General features: G+C 72.0%; 21 protein-coding genes. 8 read left to right on the forward strand and 13 right to left on the reverse strand.

Going from position 1 to position 20,879, the window contains the following annotated elements; translation table 11 throughout:
• The first annotated feature begins 142 nt into the window (after window positions 1-142).
• Both NR112_RS19280 and NR112_RS19285 read left to right on the forward strand, forming a co-directional pair.
• Window positions 143-1,174 carry a LacI family DNA-binding transcriptional regulator gene (locus NR112_RS19280; protein WP_256795909.1) on the forward strand — a complete coding sequence of 344 codons (1,032 nt, stop codon included), beginning with the start codon at window positions 143-145 and terminating at the stop codon, window positions 1,172-1,174.
• Between the two features lie 23 nt (window positions 1,175-1,197).
• Window positions 1,198-2,235 carry a class I mannose-6-phosphate isomerase gene (locus NR112_RS19285; RefSeq protein ID WP_256795910.1) on the forward strand — a complete coding sequence of 346 codons (1,038 nt, stop codon included), beginning with the start codon at window positions 1,198-1,200 and terminating at the stop codon, window positions 2,233-2,235.
• 36 nt (window positions 2,236-2,271) lie between these two features.
• On the opposite strand, the gene NR112_RS19290 is transcribed toward NR112_RS19285, so the two are convergent.
• Together NR112_RS19290 and NR112_RS19295 are read right to left on the reverse strand one after the other, a co-directional pair.
• On the reverse strand, window positions 2,272-3,126 hold the full coding sequence (locus tag NR112_RS19290; RefSeq protein ID WP_256795911.1) for an ABC transporter permease: 855 nt from the start codon (window positions 3,124-3,126) through the stop codon (window positions 2,272-2,274).
• Window positions 3,123-4,163, reverse strand: coding sequence for an ATP-binding cassette domain-containing protein (locus NR112_RS19295; protein ID WP_256795912.1), 1,041 nt, complete (start codon window positions 4,161-4,163; stop codon window positions 3,123-3,125). The genes NR112_RS19290 and NR112_RS19295 overlap by 4 nt, the downstream gene beginning before the upstream one ends.
• 218 nt (window positions 4,164-4,381) lie before the next feature.
• On the opposite strand from NR112_RS19295, the gene NR112_RS22715 reads away from it, so the two are divergent.
• Window positions 4,382-4,759: a helix-turn-helix domain-containing protein gene (locus tag NR112_RS22715; RefSeq protein ID WP_306217456.1), complete on the forward strand. Its 378-nt coding sequence runs from the start codon at window positions 4,382-4,384 to the stop codon at window positions 4,757-4,759.
• A gap of 33 nt (window positions 4,760-4,792) precedes the next feature.
• On the opposite strand, the gene NR112_RS19305 is transcribed toward NR112_RS22715, so the two are convergent.
• From NR112_RS19305 to NR112_RS19325, 5 genes are all read right to left on the reverse strand, one after another.
• Window positions 4,793-5,740, reverse strand: coding sequence for a phage tail tip lysozyme (locus tag NR112_RS19305; RefSeq protein ID WP_256795913.1), 948 nt, complete (start codon window positions 5,738-5,740; stop codon window positions 4,793-4,795).
• Window positions 5,741-5,742: 2 nt separating this feature from the next.
• Entirely contained in the window at window positions 5,743-6,492 is a 750-nt protein-coding gene (locus NR112_RS19310) for a D-Ala-D-Ala carboxypeptidase family metallohydrolase (protein WP_256795914.1), read from the reverse strand.
• 188 nt (window positions 6,493-6,680) lie between these two features.
• Complete coding sequence (locus NR112_RS19315) at window positions 6,681-8,783, reverse strand: hypothetical protein (protein WP_256795915.1); 2,103 nt, start codon at window positions 8,781-8,783, stop codon at window positions 6,681-6,683.
• 189 nt (window positions 8,784-8,972) lie between these two features.
• Entirely contained in the window at window positions 8,973-9,584 is a 612-nt protein-coding gene (locus tag NR112_RS19320; protein WP_256795916.1) for a ClpP family protease, read from the reverse strand.
• The gene (locus NR112_RS19325) at window positions 9,581-10,189 is read right to left on the reverse strand and encodes an ATP-dependent Clp protease proteolytic subunit (RefSeq protein ID WP_256795917.1); all 609 of its coding nucleotides are present in this window, start codon (window positions 10,187-10,189) and stop codon (window positions 9,581-9,583) included. Before NR112_RS19325 ends, NR112_RS19320 begins: the two co-directional genes overlap by 4 nt.
• A 128-nt stretch (window positions 10,190-10,317) precedes the next feature.
• Between NR112_RS19325 and NR112_RS19330 the strand changes: the two genes are divergently transcribed.
• Together NR112_RS19330 and NR112_RS19335 are read left to right on the forward strand one after the other, a co-directional pair.
• Complete coding sequence (locus NR112_RS19330) at window positions 10,318-10,866, forward strand: DinB family protein (RefSeq protein WP_256795918.1); 549 nt, start codon at window positions 10,318-10,320, stop codon at window positions 10,864-10,866.
• 25 nt (window positions 10,867-10,891) lie between these two features.
• Entirely contained in the window at window positions 10,892-12,538 is a 1,647-nt protein-coding gene (locus NR112_RS19335; RefSeq protein WP_256795919.1) for an FAD-binding dehydrogenase, read from the forward strand.
• A gap of 83 nt (window positions 12,539-12,621) precedes the next feature.
• Here the strand turns inward: NR112_RS19335 and NR112_RS19340 are convergent, their stop codons facing one another.
• The 6 genes from NR112_RS19340 to NR112_RS19365 all read right to left on the reverse strand — a co-directional run bounded on the left by NR112_RS19340 (window position 12,622) and on the right by NR112_RS19365 (window position 19,379).
• Window positions 12,622-13,422 carry a phosphatase PAP2 family protein gene (locus tag NR112_RS19340; protein ID WP_256795920.1) on the reverse strand — a complete coding sequence of 267 codons (801 nt, stop codon included), beginning with the start codon at window positions 13,420-13,422 and terminating at the stop codon, window positions 12,622-12,624.
• 38 nt (window positions 13,423-13,460) lie between these two features.
• On the reverse strand, window positions 13,461-14,543 hold the full coding sequence (locus NR112_RS19345) for a DNA polymerase IV (RefSeq protein WP_256795921.1): 1,083 nt from the start codon (window positions 14,541-14,543) through the stop codon (window positions 13,461-13,463).
• 34 nt (window positions 14,544-14,577) lie between these two features.
• Entirely contained in the window at window positions 14,578-14,994 is a 417-nt protein-coding gene (locus NR112_RS19350; RefSeq protein WP_256795922.1) for a hypothetical protein, read from the reverse strand.
• A gap of 105 nt (window positions 14,995-15,099) precedes the next feature.
• A complete protein-coding gene (locus NR112_RS19355; RefSeq protein ID WP_256795923.1) occupies window positions 15,100-16,353 on the reverse strand; it encodes a hypothetical protein in 1,254 nt (417 codons plus the stop codon).
• A 356-nt stretch (window positions 16,354-16,709) separates the two neighbouring features.
• Window positions 16,710-18,878, reverse strand: coding sequence for a penicillin acylase family protein (locus NR112_RS19360; protein ID WP_256795924.1), 2,169 nt, complete (start codon window positions 18,876-18,878; stop codon window positions 16,710-16,712).
• A gap of 54 nt (window positions 18,879-18,932) precedes the next feature.
• Complete coding sequence (locus NR112_RS19365) at window positions 18,933-19,379, reverse strand: hypothetical protein (protein WP_256795925.1); 447 nt, start codon at window positions 19,377-19,379, stop codon at window positions 18,933-18,935.
• Window positions 19,380-19,419: 40 nt separating this feature from the next.
• On the opposite strand from NR112_RS19365, the gene NR112_RS19370 reads away from it, so the two are divergent.
• The 3 genes from NR112_RS19370 (at window position 19,420) to NR112_RS19380 (ending at window position 20,835) form a co-directional block, all read left to right on the forward strand.
• Window positions 19,420-19,815, forward strand: a complete 396-nt coding sequence (locus tag NR112_RS19370; protein ID WP_056778865.1) for a DUF2237 family protein — start codon at window positions 19,420-19,422, stop codon at window positions 19,813-19,815.
• Window positions 19,816-19,891: 76 nt separating this feature from the next.
• The gene (locus NR112_RS19375) at window positions 19,892-20,050 is read left to right on the forward strand and encodes a hypothetical protein (RefSeq protein ID WP_256795926.1); all 159 of its coding nucleotides are present in this window, start codon (window positions 19,892-19,894) and stop codon (window positions 20,048-20,050) included.
• Window positions 20,047-20,835, forward strand: a complete 789-nt coding sequence (locus NR112_RS19380) for a pentapeptide repeat-containing protein (protein WP_256795927.1) — start codon at window positions 20,047-20,049, stop codon at window positions 20,833-20,835. Before NR112_RS19375 ends, NR112_RS19380 begins: the two co-directional genes overlap by 4 nt.
• The last annotated feature ends 44 nt before the right edge of the window (window positions 20,836-20,879 follow it).

Here is a 20,879-nt window from a genome sequence, read left to right on the forward strand (position 1 = left end):
CTCGCCGCACCCGACAAAGGGCGTCAACAGCCCGAACCGATCTTGTCCGGTCAGGACATCGGATCGGACAGAACGTCACCGGCATGGCGCTCGACGAGGCCATGGCGTTGCCATCGGAGCGCTCGGTGACGAGACTGCGGGCATGACAGCGTTGTCTGACCACCGGACAGCCGCCCGCCCGACCATGGCCGACGTCGCCGCCGAGGCGCACGTCTCGGTCAAGACCGTCTCGCGCGTGGTCAACCACGAGCCGGGCGTGCGTCCTGACACGGCCGAGCGGGTGCGGGCCGTCATCGAGCGACTCGGCTTCCGGCGCCACGACGGCGCCCGTCTCATGCGGCAGGGCCGCACCTTCACGATCGCCCTCGTCGTCGAGGACCTCGCCAACCCCTTCTACTCGCAGGTCGGCGCGGCCGTCGAGCGCGAGGCGCGCATCCGGCAACACCAGCTCATCACCGCGTCGGCGGAGGGCTCCCCCTCGCGTGAGCGCGCCGTCATCGAGGCGCTCGTGAACCGCCGCGTCGACGGCATCGTCGTCGTCCCGGCCGACGAGAGCGCGTCCTCGGACGCCGTGCTCGAGGCGAGCCACACCCCGATCGTCTACATGGATCGTCCCGTCCGGGGCACCCCGCGCGACACGATCCTCAGTGACAACCACGGCGGCATCCGCAGCGCTGTCGAGCACCTCGTCGCGCACGGCCACCGCAACATCGCCTTCTACGGCGACGACCCGGCGTTCTGGACGGCGCGGCAGCGCCGCGACGCCTTCGTCGCGACGCAGCAGAGCCTCGGACTGCCCACGACCCCACGCGTCTCGATGGGTCCACACAGTCCGGCGTCCGTGCACGAGTCGCTGAGCCAGTGGACGACCGGACCGGAGCCGATCACCGCGGTCATCACCGGCAACAACCGCATCACCCTCGCCGCCCTGCTCGCCCTGCGCGAGCTGCGGCTGCCCTTGTCGCTCGTCGGCTACGACGACTTCGAGCTCGCCGCCCTCATCGACCCCCCGGTCACCGTCGTGCACCAGGACCCGGCGGCCATGGGACAGAAGGCCGCCCAGCAGCTCTTCGCCCGTCTGCTCGGCGACGAGTCGCAGGCCCAGACCGTCGTCATGCCGACGCGGCTCATCGTCCGCGCCTCGGGCGTCCGCCGCGGGACCCCGAACCGATGACCGAACCGAGGAGCACCAGCACCGTGTCCCAGACCGCCGTGTCCGACCCGACGCGCCTGCCGACCAACACGCCCCACCGGTTCTACCGGGGCGGCGAGCGCATCCTCGCCTTCCGAGGCCTCGAGGTGCCGGGCGCCTTCGACGGCCACCGTCCCGAGGACTGGCTCGCGTCGACGACGCGCCTCTTCGCCGAGGGCGGAGACGGGGTCACGGTGCTCGCCGACGGGACGCCCCTGCCCGACGCCCTCGCCGCCGACCCCGACCACTGGCTGGGTAACGAGCACGTCACCCGCCACGGCATCGAGCCGGGGCTGCTGACGAAGCTGCTCGACGCCGGAGAGCGCCTGCCCGTCCACTCCCACCCCGACCGTGCCTTCGCCGCGGCCCACCTCGACTGCGACCACGGCAAGACGGAGGCCTGGATCGTCCTCGACGCAGAGCCGGGCGCGTGCGTCTGGCTGGGCTTCCGCGAGGAGCTGACTCCTGACGAGCTGGCCGAGCTCGTGGACGCCCAGGACGATCGTCTCCTCGCCGCGCTCAACCGGATCGAGGTGTCGCCGGGCGATGCCCTGCTCGTGCCCGGAGGCCAGCCCCATGCGATCGGTGAGGGCGTGTTCGTCCTCGAGCTGCAGGAGCCGACCGACCTCTCGGTCATGCTCGAGCACCGGCGCTTCGGGCTGGAGGAGGCGCACGCCTTCCTGGGCCTCACGGTCCCGCGCGCCCTCGAGAGCGTCGACCGTGGGCCCCTGACCGCCGAGGGCCTCGCCTCACTGCGGCGGCGCTGGGTCGACGTCAGGGGTGCGGGCCACGCGCTGCCGGATCAGGCGGCGGAGTTCTTCCGGGCCGAGGTGCTGAAGGCGACGCCGGACGCCCCGGCCGACGGCGACGCGGCGTTCGCCGTCGTCGTGGTGGTCGACGGCCGTGGCCGCCTGACGACGGGAACGGACGCGCCCCGCACCACCGAGGTGGAGCGGGGCGACGTGCTGCTCCTGCCGTACGGAGCCGGGGACGTGCGCCTCGAGGGCGACGTCACCGTCATCCGCTGCATGCCCGCCGGCTGAGCTGACGGCGGTACTGGCGGTAGGCCGCTCCTGCCCTCAGTCGGTCGTGCGGCGGATGAAGGCGCGCACCGCGAGCGGGGCGACGACGGCGGTGATCGCGACCGACCAGATCACCGTCGTCAGGACCGGATGGTGCAGCGGCGGGGCGGCGTCGGGCAGCGCCTCGGGCCCGTTGCCCCAGAGCTCACGCATCGCCTGGACCAGGGAGCTGATCGGGTTCCATTCCGCGATGGTCCGCAACCACCCGGCCATGCCCACCGTCGGGGCGAAGGTGTTGGCCAGGAACGTGATCGGGAAGATCGTCGTGAACATCAGGCCGTTGACGGCCTCGGGCGAGCGCATCGACGAGCCGACGAGGATGCCGACCCAGATCATGGCGAAACCGAAGAGCAGCAGCAGCGCGAAGGCGAGCAGGGCCTGGCCGACCCCGTTGTGGATGCGCCAGCCGATCGCGAGACCCGTGAGCGACATGACGAAGATGCCGATGCTCGAGTGGATGATGCTGTAGATGCTGCGTCCGACGAGGACCGAGCCCCTCGAGATGGGGAGCGAGCGGAACCGGTCGATGATGCCCTTGCCGAGGTCCATGTTGAGGCCGATCGCCACGATGAACGCCGAGAAGGCCATGGTCTGGGCCATGATCCCGGGCATCAGCCACTCCCGGTAGTTGAAGCCGGGAATGACGATCGAGCCTCCGAAGACGAAGGCGAAGAGCAGCACGAACATGACCGGCTGGATCGTGACGTCGGTGAGCATCTCGGGCTGACGCTTGATGTGCTTCAGGCTGCGCCACACCATCGTCGTGACCTGGCGGACGAAGCCCGGCGGCTGGAAGTCGTGGGGCTCGACGTGGTCCACCCGCGTGGCGTCCTTGACGGCGGAGTCGGTCATCGCTGCTCCTCGATCTGCGTGCTGGTCTCGGTGGACGACTGTGTGCCGTCGCCGGAGGGCGGCTCGGCACGGTGGCCGGTGAGGCTGAGGAAGACGTCGTCGAGGCTGGGCCGTTGCAGGCCCAGGTCGTCGAGGACGATCTCGCTGCGTTCGAACACCGTCGCGACGCGCGTCATGTCGGACAGCCCGTCTGCCGGGGCGGTCAGCTGACGGGCCGCCACGTCGACGTGGACCTCGGGGACGTGGGCGGCGAGCAGAGCGCGGGCCGGCTCGAGCTGGTCGGCGTGCGACACGGTCAGGACGATGGCGGCCTTGCCCGACTGGTCCTTGAGCTCGAGCGGCGTGCCCTGGGCGATGATGCGGCCGTGGTCGATCACGACGATGCGGTCGGCCAGCTGGTCGGCCTCCTCGAGGTACTGCGTCGTGAGGAGCAGCGTCGTGCCGTCGCGCACCAGGCCACGCAGCACGTCCCACAGCTCGACGCGGCTGCGCGGGTCGAGACCCGTGGTCGGCTCGTCGAGGAAGAGGACGGGCGGCGTGGCGATGAGGCTGACTGCGAGGTCGAGCCGGCGCCGCATGCCTCCGCTGTAGTCCTTGACCACCTTGTTGCCGGCGTCGGTGAGCGAGAAGCGCTCGAGCAGCTCGGAGGACAGACTGCGCACCTCACCCCCCGGCAGTCCGTAGAGCGAGCCCATCATCCGGAGGTTCTCGCGACCGGTGAGCAGCTCGTCGACCGTGGCGGCCTGGCCGGTGAGACCCATGCTGCGGCGGACCAGCTCGGGTTCGCGGGCAACGTCGTGGCCGGCGACGCGGGCCGAGCCGCTCGTCGGGCGGCTCAGGGTCGTCATCATGCGGACGGTGGTGGTCTTGCCGGCACCGTTGGGGCCGAGCAGACCGAGGACCGTGCCCTGGGGCACGGAGAAGCTGACGTCGTCGACGGCGGTCATGTCGCCGAAGCGTTTGACGAGGTGCTCGGCCTCGATGGCCGGACCTGTGGACCGGTCGCGCACGGCGCGCGCGTCGGTGGTGATGGTCATGTGCGGGCTCCCCGGGTGAGTCGTGCCTGTGGGACGAGGTGTGAGTTGCGGCGTGCGACGACTTTAGGCGTCACCACCGACAAGACTCATCGACGAAGTAAACGCCGTCAACATGTTTGGGGAGTTCGCCCACGGCGTACGCCGTGGGTCTGCGCAGTCAGCACGATCCGGGCGCCCGCGTGCGACGCTGGACGGACGTACCGAGATCGGAGACCGTCATGACCCAGCTCGCCCCGCGCCCCCAGACCACCCTCCGGACGCCGCTGCTGCGCGAGGTCTACGGGCGCCTCCTGCGCGGCCTGCGCAGCCGCCAAGGACGCACCCTCGCCGAGGTCGCCGCGCGCGCCGGCATCTCGGTCGCCTACCTCTCCGAGGTGGAGCGGGGGCTCAAGGAGCCGTCGTCCGAGGTGCTCGAGGCGGTCTGCGTCGCCCTGGGCTCCAGCATCACCGGTCTCGTGGGCGCCGCCCACCGCGAGCTGCGCGACCTCACCTCCGAGGGCACCGGTGGTCGCGTCCTCGACCTCACCTCGCGCGTCGGCTCGAGCATCGCGACCCCCTCGGACGCAGCGACGGGCCCGGTGCTGCTCGTCGCGTGAGCGGCACCGGGCCTGTCGGCGACGGGAGCCGGATCAGTCGATGAGGCTGCCCCACGTGTTGGTGCCGACGACCCCGTCGACGACCAGACCGGTCCTGGTCTGGTAGGCACGCACCGCCGAGGACGTCGCCGGGCCGAACGACCCGTCCACGGTCAACGCGTAGCCGGCGTCGACGAGCTCGCGCTGCAGACCCTTGACGGCCTCGCCGCTCGCACCCTGGCGCAGCACGGGCAGCAGCGAGTACCACGTGGTGTTGCCGACGACGCCGTCGACGGACAGCCCGTGGGCAGACTGGTAGCTGCGCACGGCGGAATCCGTTGCGGGGCCGAAGGACCCGTCGGCGGAGACGCTGCGGCCCGACGCCCTGAGCAGGTACTGCAGCGTGCGCACGGCCGCCCCGCTGCTGCCGCTGCGCAACACCGGCAGTTTCGTCTCCGTCGTGCTGCCGCCCGTACCACCGCTGCCGTACTTCGACAGCACGTCGTTGGCGTACGCGATGCGCTGGGTCGTCGCGCACGTGCCGCACCGCTCGAACTTCCGCATGAAGACGGTCGTCGCCGTGCTCACCGACGTCGACGACCTGAGGTCTGCGAGACCGTAGGAGGAGAACGTCGACAGCTCGTACCACGTGAAGTCGAGCTGGGCCGCGAGCGCGTAGCGGTAGCGCCCGCTGAGGCCGGCGTACCAGACCACGTTGTCGCGGGAGTCGGTGTCCCAGCGCCCACCCTCGCTCCACTGGGCGATGCCCATGCCGGGGCCACCCGGCTGGTCGGCGTAGGGGTTGACCGGGCTTCCCGACTCCTGGACGAGGTTGCCGACGACGCCGGCGGACTGGCGTTCGGTCAGGCCCTTTGCCACGAAGTAGTCGAAGGCGATCTCGTCGTTCGAGGCGGCCAGGGCGCTCGGCGCCGCGACGACGCCGAGCACGGCGACCGCTGCAGCGGCGAGCAGTGACGCGAGCCCCCTGCGAGCGGTGCTCACCGTCACCAGCCCGCGCACGCGTCGGCGTCCCAGGCGATGCTCGTCCGGATGTCGACGTGGGCGTGGTCCTCGTGCGCCGGGTAGCCGGGTCCGAAGATGCCGCCGAAGCCGGCGTAGCGGGCCTGCTTGGCGATGCTGCAGATCGAGGTCGCGCTGTCGCCCGGGACGAGGTCGAGGGCGCCGCCACTCAGGTGCACGCTGTTGCTCGCCCCACCGACGGACGCGTTGCACGTCGAGTCGCGGTAGCCCGACGTGACCTTGAGCGGGTGGTCACCGAGCTGGTGGCGCAGCGCCTCGGCCCGCCACAGGGCCCGCTTCATGTTCTCCTTGGTGGCCGCCGTGCCCGTGAAGCCCCGGCCGCAGTTGTAGCTGGCCTCGGCGTAGGTGAAGTGGAGCGGCGAGCAGTCCGGGTCCTGGAGTGCGTAGATCTTCGAGAAGGTCGCCGGGCCGGCGATGCCGTCGGCGGTGAGACCGTATGCCTTCTGGAAGTTGGCCACCGCGGTCTTGGTCTGTGCCCCGAAGGAGCCGTCGATGCCCATGACCTGGCCGCGCGGCACCCAGCCGGCGACGCGGATCTGCAGCTGAGTGACGTCGCTGCCGGAGGTTCCGGAGCTGAGGGCGCGGGGCCACGAGTAGCACTCGTCGGCACGGGCGGTCGGTGCCGAGGCGGTGACGGTCGCGGTGGCGACGCCGAGCCCACCGAGTACGAGTGCTGCGGCGGCGATGACATGGGTCAGTCGGTTCCTGCGCATGCGATGTCCCTTTCGTGAGTTGCCTGTTCCTGCATCTCGAGACTGGACGAGGCGCGCTGCCGGCGCGCGCCGACTGCATGGGGAGCACTCCCCACCGCAGGCCACTACCGCCGCCGTCGACGTTGCCCGGACATGGAGGTGGCGGCGACGCCTTCCCGGCGCCGCCGCCACCCTTCCCCCTCATGCCACTACGGCGTGACCTGGCTGACCCTCGTCGACCAGTTGCCCAGCGAGGTCCGCGACCCTGCCGCCCCCGGCGAGGGTGCACACGTGCCGAGCTTGTTGTCACCGGTGGTGGCCCCGAAGAAGCGCCCACCCCACGTGGTGTAGTCGCAGGCGCTCGCGACGTACTCGCTGGCGATCCACACCGAGCCACCGTCGACGGCTGCTGCGCTGTAGTCGCCCCAACGGGTGCGTGGCGGGTTGCCCACCTGCGCCTTGTAGCTGGTGAAGCCGTCGTCAGTCGCCTTGCCCTGCGCGGCGATCGAGATCGGTCCGGTGCCCGCGAGGGCGTCGATCCCGGCATAGGCAGCGCTGGGGAACGTCGTGGAGTCGGTGTAGCTGAACGCCATGACGCCACGACCGCTCGGCGTCACGCCGATGGCCGGGTAGGTCAGGTCCGCCCCGGCCCTGCCGAGGTAGCCCTGCAGCGCCAGCTTGGCCGACACGCCGCGGCTGGAGACAGACGGCTTGGCCACGAACCACGCGATGCCGGCCTGCTGGGCGCCACCACCGGGGTTGAGCGCGGTGTCGAGAGCGCCCCAGAGCTTGCCGTTGGCGTACGACACCTGTTGCATGCGGGTGTCGTTGGAGTCCGGCCGCGAGATGACCTCGTCGTGTGCCGGCTCGGCGCCTAGGAGGAGCCGCCAGCAGCCCACACCGGCGACGGTGGGGGTCGACGTGTCGTTGATGCAGTGGCCTTGCGGCGTAGCGGTCGTCGGGGTCGTCCCGGCGCCCGGCTGCTTCGCCTTGGGCGGTAGCGCGTACGTCTCCGTGGGCACCACCTGGTTGCTGAGCAACACGGCCGGACTCGCTGAGTTGAGCGACGCCGTGTTCGTCAGCGCCCACACCACGACGGTGCTCGACACGTAGTTGCCGCCCGTGCCGGCGACCGGGTGGGTCGCCTCGTCGGCGGCGGTGGAGCTCATGAAGTACTCCGTGCCGTTGGCCGCGGTCTCGAACGAGCCCGTACCGGGCGACTGGGCCGGCCAGACGGTGAAGCCGGGCTGCGTGTTGCCGGCGTCGCTCGGCAGGTTGACGGTGCCCGACGTGTCGAGGTGCACGACGTTCACGTCTGCGGTCCCCGCGGCGAGCTGCGCCTTGGGCAGGGCGTAGATCTGGGCCCCGGCGAAGCCGTTGTGGTTCCACGGGTAGGCGTTGGTCGTCAGGTAGAGCCCGTTGGCGTCCGCCCCGATGTGCGGATAGTCGCCGAGGAACGGCCCGGCGTTCACGCCACCGGTGTTGGTGCCGTCGTTGGTGACGTCGATCTTGTAGATGTTCCACGACCCGGTCGGGTTGGCCGTCTGGCTGACGGCGATGTCGAGGTGGTTCACCTGCGTCAGTACGCCGTTCGGCTGGCTCTCGAGGGTCAGCACAGCGACGAAGAAGCGCTGCGTCGTGGCGTCGAAGAGGCACACCGGGTCGGTGATGCTCTGGGCGCGCACGCCGGTCGCCCGGTTGATCGCCGGGCCGTAGCCGTAGAAGGAGTTGAGGTCGACGGCGTGGCCGACGTCGGTCGGGAAGCCGGACACGACGTTGGTGGCGGTGTTGTCCGGCAGGGCCGAGGCGCCCTTCTTGTCGTAGACGTTGAGCACGTCGTTGACGGCCTCGAGGACGTAGCCGTTGCCGACGCAGAGGGCCTGGTCGGGGGGCTCGACGGTGAACTGGTTGCCGCCGCGGGCGTACCTCTGCTGGAAGAGGTTCAGGCCCTCGAAGGATGAACCCAGCTGCGGGTTCGACTTCGCCTTGGGACCGTTCCCCGTCGAGATCTTGGCACCGCCGCCGTGCCCGCTCGACAGGGTGCGGTCGGTGATCTGGCCGTGGAAGGCCGGGGGACCGCTCGCGTCGGCGTCGTCGGGCTCGCCCACGAACTCCTCGTCGGTCACGTCGTTGCCGCCCGACGGCGTGAACGCGCCGGTGGATGCGGTGGACGTGCCGACGAGGTGGGCGCTGGAGCGCGTGTCGGACTGGGCCTCGGCCTGGGTCGCCGGCAGCCCGAAGGCGGCGAGGGCGAGGACCGGGACGGAGACGGAACTGATGCGGAGAAGGCGCGATTTTCGTGAACCAGCCATGAGCTCCCCTTCGAGGAAGTGGAGCCCGTCCGGGGCATGACCCTTCTGTGAGCGGGTCGGGTCGGGTCGGGCCGGGGGCGGGCGAGATGGATGCATCTGCTGAGGGCCCTCGGCGCCGGGTCGCTCGACCGTGCACCTCGCACTCTTGCACTAGGTCGGTGGCCTGTCCATGGAATCGCCCGGTTCACCTCACCCCACGACGGGCACCACCTCGGTGGCTCGCTCGATGACGTGGTCGACGATGCCGAACTCCACGGCCTGCTGTGCCGTCAGCACCTTGTCCCGGTCGGTGTCGAGGCGGAGCTGGTCGACCGACCGGCCGGTGTGGTGGCTCAGCACCTCCTCGACCTGCGCGCGCACCCGGAGGAGCTCGTCGGCCTGCAGGGCGAGGTCGCTCACCGTCCCCTGACCGCCCGCAGACGGCTGGTGCAGCAGGACCCTCGAGTGACGCAGGGCGAAGCGGCGCCCCGGCTCCCCCGCCGCGAGGAGCACCGCGGCGGCGGAGGCTGCCTGTCCGAGGCAGTACGTGGCGACCGGGGACTGCACGAGCTGCATCGTGTCGTAGACGGCCATGAGTGCCGTGAACGAGCCGCCCGGGCTGTTGACGTAGAGCGACACCTCCCTGTCGGGAGCGACGTAGGAGAGGTGGAGCAGCTGGGCCATGACGACGTTGGCGACACCGTCGTCGATCTCGGTGCCCACGAAGATGATCCGCTCCTGGAGCAGCCGGCTGTAGATGTCGAAGCTGCGCTCCCCCGCCGGCGTGCTCTCGACGACGTACGGGATCGTGTAGCTGCTCATCGGAGTCCCACCTTCCGCTCGGTGCCGCCGGGGCGGACGTCCGCGAGGGAGCTGACGACGTGGTCGACGATGCCGTACGCCGCCGCCTCCTCGGCGCTGAACCAGCGGTCGCGCTCGCTGTCGCGGGTGATCTGCTCGACGGTCTGGCCCGTGTGCTCGGCCTGCAGCTCGTTGACCCGGCGCTTGACGGCCAGCAGGTTCGCGGCCTGGACCTCGACGTCGGCGGCCGTCCCCTGGATGCCGGCGGACGGCTGGTGCATCATGATCCGCGAGTTGGGCAGTGCGAAGCGCTTGCCGGGTGTGCCCGCGCCGAGGATGAACTGGCCCATCGAGGCCGCGAATCCGACTGCGAGAGTGGAGACGTCGTTGGGGATGAGCCGCATCGTGTCGTAGATGGCCAGCCCCGCGGTGACGGACCCGCCGGGGCTGTTGACGTAGAGGCTGATGTCGGCGCGCGGGTCCCGCGCCGAGAGCAGGAGCAGCTGGGCCGCGATCCGGTTGGCGATCGGGTCGTCGACCTCGGCCCCGAGGACGATGATCCGCTGGTGGAGCAGCTGCATCGACAGCTGGTCGTCCAGCGGCGAGGGCGTGAGTGGTTCGGTCATGCTCCCAGCGTGGCCCGCCCGCCCTCTTGTCGGAGTCCCGCTCTGCCGCGGGCAGATTCGCCGACAGCGTATGCCGCCCTCCCGATATCGGTTGGCGCGCGCCGTCCGTGGGCACCACGATGGGCGGCATGGCCGGACAGACGTATCCCGACATGTGGGTCGACCCCGAGGACGACCCGAGGACGCAGGAGGCCCTCCTCGGGGACGAGCGCACGACCCTGCTCGACTACCTCGCGAACTACCGCCTCACGCTGGAGCTGAAGTGCTCCGGCCTGACGGCCGAGCAGCTCGCGAGACGCTCGGTGCCGCCGTCGACGATGTCGCTGCTCGGACTCGTGCGCCACCTCGCCCAGGTCGAGCAGACGTGGTGGCGGCGCGTCATGGCCGGGGAGGACACGCCCCACCTCTATCGCCGGGCCGACGACCGCGACGCCGACTTCACCGGTGCCGTCGGCGAGGACGCCGTCGTCGCGGAGGCCTGGGCTCGGTGGCGCGAGGAGACGTCCAACGGTGACGACTTCGTGGCCGCGGCGGAGTCGCTCGACCTCGTCAGCCTCGACCCGACGAACCCGATCAACCTGCGCGAGGTCCTCGTCCACCTCGTCGAGGAGTACGCCCGCCACTGCGGTCACGCGGACCTGCTCCGTGAGTGCATCGACGGCGCCACCGGCCAGTGACGCGGGTGATGACATGATCTGACCCATGGATGCCGACGTCGTCGTCGTGGGAGCCGGCCTGGCCGGGCTCGTCGCCACCGCCGAGCTCGCGGAGCGCGGCAAGCGGGTCGTGCTCGTCGACCAGGAGGGCGAGCAGTCGCTCGGCGGCCAGGCCTTCTGGAGCTTCGGCGGGCTCTTCCTCGTCGACAGCCCGGAGCAGCGGCGGATGGGGATCAAGGACAGCCTCGAGCTCGCGACCCAGGACTGGATGGGCTCGGCCCAGTTCGACCGTGACGAGGACTTCTGGCCGCGCAAGTGGGCCGAGGCGTACCTCCACTTCGCGGCCGGCGAGAAGCGCTCGTGGCTCCACGAGCAGGGCCACCGACTCTTCCCCGTCGTCGGCTGGGCCGAGCGCGGTGACGGCCGGGCCGACGGCCACGGCAACTCGGTGCCGCGCTTCCACATCACGTGGGGCACCGGCCCGGGTCTCGTCGAGCCCTTCGAGCGACGGGTCCGGGCGGCGGTCGCGAGCGGCCGGGTCACCTTCGCCTTCCGGCACCGCGTCGACGAGCTCGTCGAGACCGCGGGCACGGTCACCGGTGTACGCGGTCGCCTCCTCGCGCCCGCCGGGGTCGACCGGGGGCGGCCGAGCAGCCGGGAGGAGGTCGGCGACTTCGAGATCACGGCGCAGGCGGTCATCGTGACGAGCGGCGGCATCGGCGGCGACCACGACCTCGTGCGCCGCGCCTGGCCCGAGCGGCTCGGCTCGCCGCCGGCCCGGATGGTGGCGGGCGTCCCCGCGCACGTCGACGGCCGGATGCTCGGCATCACGCAGACGGCCGGCGGCCACGTCATCAACCCCGATCGGATGTGGCACTACACCGAGGGCCTGCGCAACTGGGACCCCGTGTGGGACAACCACGGCATCCGCATCCTGCCCGGGCCCTCGTCCCTCTGGCTCGACGCGCGCGGACGACGCTTCCCGGCCCCCTACTTCCCCGGCTTCGACACCCTCGGGACCCTGGGCCACATCATGCGCAGCGGGCACGACTACTCATGGTTCGTGCTGACCCAGCGCATCATCGAGAAGGAGTTCGCCCTCTCCGGATCGGAGCAGAACCCCGATCTCACGGGCAAGGACGTCAAGCAGGTCCTGGGGCGAGCCCGCAAGGGTGCGGCCGCCCCCGTCGAGGCGTTCAAGCGGCACGGCGAGGACTTCGTCGTGGCCGACACCCTCGACGAGCTCGTCCGCGGCATGAACGCCCTCACCGGCGACGACCTCATCGACGTCGAGTCACTCCGGCGCACGATCGTCGCGCGTGACAACGAGATGGACAACGACTTCACCAAGGACGCCCAGGTCACCGCGATCCGCGGGGCGCGGAACTACCGCGGGGACAAGCTCATCCGCGTCGCGACTCCGCACAAGCTGCTCGACCCGAAGGCGGGTCCGCTCATCGCGGTGCGCCTCAACATCCTGACCCGCAAGACGCTCGGCGGCCTCGAGACCGACCTCGCGGGCCGGGTCCTCCGCGCCGGAGGAGAGCCGCTGGCAGGGGTGTATGCCGCGGGCGAGGTGAGCGGCTTCGGCGGCGGGGGCATGCACGGCTACAACTCCCTCGAGGGCACCTTCCTCGGCGGCTGCCTCTTCAGCGGCCGTACCGCCGGCCGGTCGGTGGCCGCAGCGCTCTGACCCAGAGAGCCGAGAGGCCGCTCCCCCACGCACGCCGCGGTGCTCGAGGAATCGCTCCGCATCGCCGGGCGGTGCCCGAGCACTCAGTCCTCGTCGGGGTCCTGCACGGCGGGACGATCCGACCCGCCGGTCGATTCGACGCCAGCATCGGCCGGGTCGCCGGCGGCATACCTCGGGACGTAGGACTGGCCGAGGACGCGACGCCACCCCGACGGCCCCGACCCGACCGATCGCACGAGAAGACGGTGCGCCACCGGCGCCAGGGCCCAGGTGCCGAACCACACGACGAGCACCCCGACCGCGAGGCCGGCGACGACGTCGTGCCAGTAGTGGGCGCCGGTGAGCACGCGCGAGGCCCCGACCGCCAGGGCGAGCAGGACGACGAACCTCCACCACACCGGGGCGAGGACCACCACGGCGGTGGCGAGGGCGCCGGCGATCGTCGCGTGGTTGCTCGGCCACGACCAGTCGCCGGCCGCTGGGCAGGACGCGACAGTCCGCACCGAGAGCGCACGGCACGGCCGCTCCTCGCGCACGAACCCCTTGACGACCTCGCTCAGGACGTAGGCCGCCACCGTCGACACCGCGGCCACCACCGCGACCGCGAGGTGCTCCAGCCCTCGTGAGCGGGCCCGCCACGTCAGCGCCACGGCGACGCCGGCGAGGACGACGAGCCCGAGCTCGCCGACCACCTCGAAGACGCCACCCACGACCGACGGCAGGGCCACCGCACCGGAGGCCGTCGCACGGTAGGCGGCGTCACGCACGACGAAGAGCAGTGCGACGACGACCACGACGACCGCGACCGTCGACAGGACTCCGGTGGCCGGCTCGCCGCCGAACCGCCGCCGGACGTCCACCGCGCGGTCATCTCGAGAAGGCATGCGGACGACCGTAGGCGACGAAGATGAGAGCGACCGACTCAGAGCCGACCGCGCACCGGCGTGCGCTCGACCGGGTCGCCGCCCTCGGGCATCACCATCTCGGCCCGGACCCCGAGCAGCCGCACCTCGCGGTCGGGGTCGAGCGTCCCGGCGAGGGCGACGGCCGCGTCGACGACGTCGGCGCGCTCGCTCGTCGGGGCGGCCAGCTTGCGCGCTCTCGTCTGGGTGAAGAAGGGGGCGTAGCGCACCTTGAGGGTGACCCGGAAGACCGGGCGCCCCTCCCTGACGGTGTCGTCGAAGACCTGGGAGGCGAGCTCACCCACGGCGTCGCGCACCTCGTCAGGGGTCGTGAGGTTGCGCTGGTAGGTGGTCTCACGACTGTGACCGCGGGCGATCCACGGGGAGTCGTCGACGACAGCCGACCCGATGCCGCGGCCGAGCTGGGAGTACCAGACGCCCATCCGCGGACCGAACTCGCCGACGAGAACGGCCTCGTCGGCGTCGGCGAGCTCGCGCACCGTGTGGATGTCGTGGCCGGCGAGGCGCTTGGACACCTTGGACCCGACACCCCAGAGGTCGATGGTCGGCCGGTCGCCCATGACCTCGAACCACGTGTCGCGGGTGAGGCGGAAGACGCCGCGCGGCTTGCCGAAGCCCGTGGCGATCTTGGCCCGCACCTTGTTGTCGCCGATCCCGACCGAGCAGTGCAGCTGCGTCGCGTCGAGCACCGCGGCGCGCACCCGCTCGGCGAGGGCCTCGGGGTCGTCCGTGTCGACGCCGATGAAGGCCTCGTCCCAGCCGAGCACCTCGACGACCGCTCCGAGGCCACGCAGGGTGTCCATGACGTGCTCGGACGCCTCGGTGTAGGCCGGGGCGTCGACGGGCAGGATCACCGCATCGGGCACCTTGCGTGCGGCGAGGCGCAGCGGCATGCCGGACCCGACACCGAACTCACGGGCCTCGTAGCTCGCCGTGGACACGACGGCCCGCTCGGTGGGGTCGCCGCGACCCCCGACGATGACCGGCCGCCCGGCGAGCTCGGGGCGGCGCAACACCTCGACCGCTGCGATGAACTGGTCGAGGTCGACGTGCAGCACCCAGTGGGTGGGGCCTGCGCTCATCACGCCATTGTGCCCGGAGGGGGTGACGGCGCGGTCAGCTGCGCGGCGAGCGGTCGCGCCGCTCCGGACGGTGGGAGCGGTCGCCCACCGGCTTGCCACCGCGGAAGGTGTAGACCGCCGGCCCGTCGGACGACGCCTGGTCCGGGTCGAGGGCGTCGGGCACGGCGCCGGCCGACCCGCCGTGCGTGCTCGCGAGCTCGTCCTGCGGCTCGTCCACGAAGCGGGGCGCGGGTCCGGCAGCGGCGTCCTGCTCACGCGCGGCGAGCATGACGCCATGGAAGAGCATGACGGCCGCGAGGGCGGTCAGGGCGAAGGCCGACACGGCGAGTGGCAGTCCGGTGTGCGCGCCACCGATCGAGGAACGGAGCAGGTGCAGGCCGCCGGCGATCGCCCCCACGACCGCGGCGCCGACGAACCAGATGATCGTGGCCCGGGTCATTGAGTTCCCCACGAGGTCACTGTCGCACACGTCCGGGGCGCTCGAGAGCACCTGGATCGGGTCCAGGGACCGTGGCGCAACGGCATACCCCCTGGGGCACGCCCCCACGACGACGGGTCAGCGGACCGGAAGGGCCGCGGCGCCCCGGGGGGAGACCGCGCCGGCACGCGCCGCGGGGATCGTGGAGAAGCCGGTGACCGACGTCGCCCCTGCCCCCGACCCGCCGATGCCGGCCTGGGAGAGCTTGGGCCGCGAGCCGGCCTTCGTCGTGCCGCTCTGGTCCTTGCGGTTCTTGTCCGTGCCGCCGTTGCTCTTCGTGCCGTTGCTCTTCGTGCCGTTGCTCTTGGAGCCGCTGCTCTTGGAGCCGTTGCTCTTGGAGCCGTTGCTCTTGGAGCCGTTGCTCTTGGAGCCGTTGTTCTTCGCGCCCGCGTTCTTCGCGGCCTTCGCCGTCGCGTCCTTGGGCGCCTTCGACGTCTTGAGATCCTTCGAGCCCTTCGGGGCCTTGCCGCCCTTGCCGCCCTTGCCGCCCTTGCCGCCCTTGCTGCCCTTGCTGCCCTTGTCGCCGTTGCTGCCCTTGTCGCCCTTGCTGCCCTTGCCGCCCTTGTCGTCCGTGGCGCCCTTCGGGCCCGGGCCACCGACGGGCGCGACCGCCGACGGGCTCAGCGCGTCGGGCTTGAGGGTCAGGGCCTGACCACCGGTCGTCGAGCCCGACGCCGGCGCCGAGGCGTCGGCCCGCGGCGTAGCGGCGGGGGTGACGTCGGCGACCGGGACGACCGGCTCGTCCGACTCGGCCGCCTCGGTGGGCAGGGCAGGCGCGGTAGGCGTCGGGCGGGCCGCCGCAGCGGCGGCCTCGGTCGAGCGGATGGCTCGCGGGGTCGGCGTCGTGGTCGCGACCGACGTCGCTGACGGTGCCGGGGGGGCGGCGGCATACGCCGTGTGGGTGTCGGTGACGCGGTCGGAGCTGACCGGCACGGGCGCGCTGGGCAGGACCTCGAGACCGGGACGACGGTCGTGCGTCGCGACCGAGCCGAGGATGAGGGCGGTGACGGCCGCCCCGAGGAGCAGCCCTGCGCCGCGCTGTCCACCGACCCGCGACAGCGACAGGTGCCCCCGCACGAGGGCAGCGCTCGCCGCGAGCAGGGTCGAGACGCCGATGACGATGAGGCCGCCGGTCAGGCCGCCGACGAGGCAGCTGAAGAGGACGAGGGCACCGAGGACCGCGAAGCCCGCGACCGTGCCCTCGGGGACCCGTCGCTCCGGACGGTCGGCGAGCAGGTCGACGCGCTGGTGGTCGACGCGGGCGCTCGGGCGGGCCGGCAGCGTGAACGAGGCGTCCTCGAGCACGGCCACAGAGGGCATTTCGGACTTCACGTCGACAGTCTCGTCGATCAAGGGCCTCGAGTGGGAGTCAGACCCGTCCCCGATCGGGCCGGAGTCGACATTTCCTGCTCGTCCCGGACGGGCGGTCGAGCCGGCGGCGGCCCACAGCTGCCACCCTCGCGGCGGCACGGGCCAGGACGGGTCGGGCAGCCAGCGCTCGTGGTCACCGTCGGAGAGCGGCCGCGAGCCGTGGCGCAACGGATCCCCGTGCGTGGGCGTCATGCTCGTCGTCACCAGACTCACTACTCCTGCAGTGTGCGGGGCCCGTTCGGGGCGCTACGCGAGAACAGTACGTCGTAAAGTCACGATTTGTACCGCAAATAGTAAAAGACGGGCAAAGTTCTCCTTTACCCAGTTCCCGTCGTCGGACGAACCGGGTGCAGCCCGCCGGCCAGCCACGCCGGCGTCTGGTCGGCGAAGTGCGGGTCGCGGGGGTCTCCACTCGCCCCGAAGGGCACGACCCAGCGGCTCGCGTCACGGTCGGCGAGGTCCCAGACGTAGCGCGCCACCGGCCCGCCGTAGCAGCGGTCCGTCACCCCGGGCGCGCTCGCCGCCGCGAGGACGCAGCCCTTGTCGCCCCCGACGGGGTCGCGCGGGACGTGGGGCGCACGCCCGGTCGCGTCGAGCGCGTGGACCGGGTCGAGCCAGTGCCGCTCGCCCCACGTCGTCAGCGAGTCACGGTGCGCCGCGACGTGTTCGAGCGCCACGCGTACACCCTCGCCCACGTCGATGCCATGAGCCGGACCGAGGTGTGCCATCGAGTGCCAACCCACCCCGATCTGCGTCACGATGTCGGTCCACGCCGCGAAGATGCGGGAGTGGCCGCTCGGCTCGTGCAGGGCCGAGAGGGCCGGGTGCTCGGAGAACCACCGCACGAGCGCCGTGCGCCAGGCGGCGAAGAGCGCGGCACCGCGGCTGCCGGTGTCGCTGCGGCCGTCCCAGGCGAGCAGCTCGGCCCGCACGTCGCCGGCGGCCCCCGAGACCTGGGCGGCCCTGACGAGCTCGCGCATGACATCGGCCTGTCCGTTGCGCGTGTCGACGTGGATCACCGCGCAGTCGTCCACGGTCAACCGCTCCCTCGACTCGACGAGCTCGCGGATCCGGCCGGCCCGGAAGGGGGTGGCGTACTCCACCCCGAGCCCGCCGCCACTGGCCCGGTCGTTGGCGCTGACCATGACGTCGGGGACGTCGCTGCCCCTCCCGCGCCGGTAGCCGTGCCACACGTGCCGGGGGTCCCACGCCGGGACGGGCAGCACCGCCCCGATCTCGTCGCGCTCGGGCACGCGACCCACGACGAGGTGACGGACTCGACCCGTGTCGTCGGCGACGAGCGCGCTGTTGACCGGCTCGACCCAGCGCGACAGGGCCTCCTCGACGTCGGCGACCGTCCGCGCCCGGAGCAGGGGCAGAAGGGCGCCGAAGCCGAGGTCCTCCTCGACGTGGGCCGGCGTGCGCAGGCTGTGCGCAGCCGGGTGGGCGCGGCGCGGCTGGACGCTCTCGTCGGTCCACTGCGGCGGTGCCTCGGGCTCGCCGACGAGCCGCTCGATCTCCGCCTCGAGGCCGGTGACGATCGGCCCGCGCGACGTGACGACGACCGGGACCTCCACGGCGGCCTCGCCGCGCACCCTCAGCGTCTCGCTCGAGGCGCGCACCGGCTCCCACCCGTCGATGCCGCGCGCCTTGAGCAGCGGCGAGCCGTCGGGGCCGTGACCGACGTGACCGAGTGACTCGAGCGTCAGGTCCTGGTAGTCGGCCATCGCGTTCGTGATGCCCCACGCGACGGTGCCCGTGTGGGCGAAGTGCTGCACGCCGGGCACCCCCGGGAAGGTGAAGCCGACGACGTCGAACTCGGGACAAGCGAGGCCGACCTGCTGGTAGCAGCCGGGCAGCTCGATCGTGCGGTGCGGGTCACCGGCGACGAGGGGCAGTCCGCTCGCCGTTCGCGCTCCGCCGATCACCCACGCGTTGCTCCCCGAGGCCTCGGCCCGCTCGACCCCCTCGGCATTGAACAGCGCGAGGGCCTCGGCGCCGAGCCGGTCGGCGACGTGCGCGTTGAAGAGCTTGGCCGGGAAGGTCCCGAAGAGCAGGTGGATGCCCCAGAAGATGCCGAGCGGCGTCCACGCCTCCCACGGGCGCGGCGCGGCGGCATACGACTGGAGCCCGAGGAGCGCGACCTCGGGCGTGCCCGCGAGTCCCTCGGCCAGGGTCTCGTTGACGCCGTCCACGTATGCCGTCAGCCACGTCCGCGTCTCGCGGTCGAGCCGCTCGAAGCAGCGGCGCACCGTCGGTTCGAGCAGCACCTGCCGGGAGAACCGGTCCCAGGCGAGACCGTGGGCGCCGACGTACTCGGCCGTCCGTCCTTCCATCCGCCAGCGGTGGTGCTCGATCTGCCACGCGCGGTCGAGGCCGGTGATGCGTCCCTGGAGGCGGGCCAGCTCCATCACGTCGCCGGCGCGCAGGTGCGGGACACCCATGGCATCACGTCGCACCTCGGCGGACATCGGAGCGCGGGGCACGGCGGATCTCCTTCGATCTGCGGGCATGTCGGACGGGCGGGCGGTGGGTCCCGGTCAGTCGTCGCGCGAGAACTTGTTCTCGATCTCACGGAGGAAGGCGTCGGAGATCCGGCGGTACTTCTGGAGAGTCAGCGTGATGGGGGCACCGACCTGCAGGCCGAGGACGCTGCGCGCCGGGTCGAGCCGGATCTGCGGGTCGGCCATCAGGGTGCCGCCGTTCTCCATGAGCGAGCGCACGAGCACCCGCACCTCGTTGAGCGCGTTGCCGTCCTCGCCCTCGACGCCGCGCAGGCGGTGGACGAAGTAGCCGTCGAGGACGATGAGCATGTTGTTGAAGTACTCGTACTCGAGCGACTCGAGCGCGCCCTCGAGGTGGGAGACGTCGGCGTCACCGTGGTCGCGCGCGGCCTGCGCCACCTCGTGGAACATCACGACCTGGGTCTCGACCCGCGACCGGCAGGCGTCGATGTAGTCCTGCTCGTAGTCCTTCACTCCCAGCATGGGGCCAGCCTAGCGAGCAGGGCGCCACTAGGTTTGGGTCATGGCAGCGCGGGAACGGAACGTGCTCGGTGGCGAGCTCGAGGCGTGCGGCACCGACCCGGTGACCGGCTTCTACCGCGACGGCTACTGCACGACGGGCCCCGAGGACCGGGGCAGCCACACCGTCTGCGTCGTCGTCACGACCGAGTTCCTCGAGCACCAGCGCAGCGTCGGCAACGACCTCGTGACGCCTCGTCCGGAGTGGCGCTTCCCGGGCCTGACGCCGGGCGACCGGTGGTGCGTCGTCGCGAGCCGCTGGCTCGAGGCCCACCAGGACGGAGCCGCGGCGCCGGTCTTCCTCGCCGCCACGCACGAGCGCGCGCTCGAGATCGTGCCGCTCCAGCTGCTCCAGTCGTATGCCGCCGACATCCCGGACGACCCCAGCTCGCTGCTCTGACGGCGCGTCCCACCGGTCCGCGACCGTCCTCCCCCTCGACGGTGACGGGGTGCCCGAGGCCCGTGATACTGGCGGGATGAGCGATCTGCACGTGCTCGCACCGGGCTTCGCACCGACGCCGTTCACCGCCGACGAGATCCAGCATTGGCGCACGACGTGGCTCCAGTTCCAGGGGCACGCCTCCTTTCCCGTGTCCGCGGTGACGGTCACGCTCGACACGGTGGAGCTGCCGTGAGCACCCCCTCCCCGGGGACGCCGGCGCTCGAGGCCGACTGCTCGCGGTGCTTCGGCCTGTGCTGCGTCGCCCTCCCCTTCGCGCGGTCGGCCGACTTCCCCGTCGACAAGGCCGCCGGCGAGCCCTGCCGCAACCTCCTCGCCGATCACCGGTGCGGCATCCACGACCGGCTCCTCGAGGGCGGGTGGCGCGGCTGCGTGACCTTCGACTGCTTCGGCGCCGGCCAGCAGGTCTCGCAGGTCACCTTCGGCGGCGTCTCGTGGCGCGAGGCCCCGGAGACCGCCGCGACGATGTATGCCGTCCTGCCCGTCATGCGCCAGCTGCACGAGATGCTCGCCCACCTGCGTGACGCCCTCGCGCTCGAGCCGGACGAGACGACGCGGACCGGACTCGTCGCGTCCGCCGAGGAGGTCAGGACGTCGACGGCCGGATCTCCGGACCGGCTGCTCGCCGTTGACCTCGTCGCCGTGCGCTCCCGGGTCGGGGGCCTGCTACGTGCCGCCAGCGCGACGGCACGCGCGCGGCGGAGGCGGCGTGACGGCATACGCACTCCTCCCCGGCGGCTGCGGGCCGGGGCCGACCTCGTCGCCGCCGACCTCCGCGGCCGTGACCTGCGCACGGCCGACCTCCGGGGCGCGCTGCTCATCGCGGCCGACCTGCGCGACGCCGACCTGCGGTGGGCCGACCTGCTCGGTGCCGACCTGCGCGACGCCGACCTGCGCGGGGCCCGGCTCGACGGCGCGCTCTTCCTCACCCGCCCGCAGCTCGCGGCGGCGCGCACCTGACCGGACGATTCGCGCATTCGGTCCCACGGCGGCGGCCCAGCGAA

Source organism: Terrabacter sp. Ter38 (genome assembly GCF_024519435.1).
Taxonomy (GTDB): Bacteria; Actinomycetota; Actinomycetes; order Actinomycetales; family Dermatophilaceae; genus Terrabacter.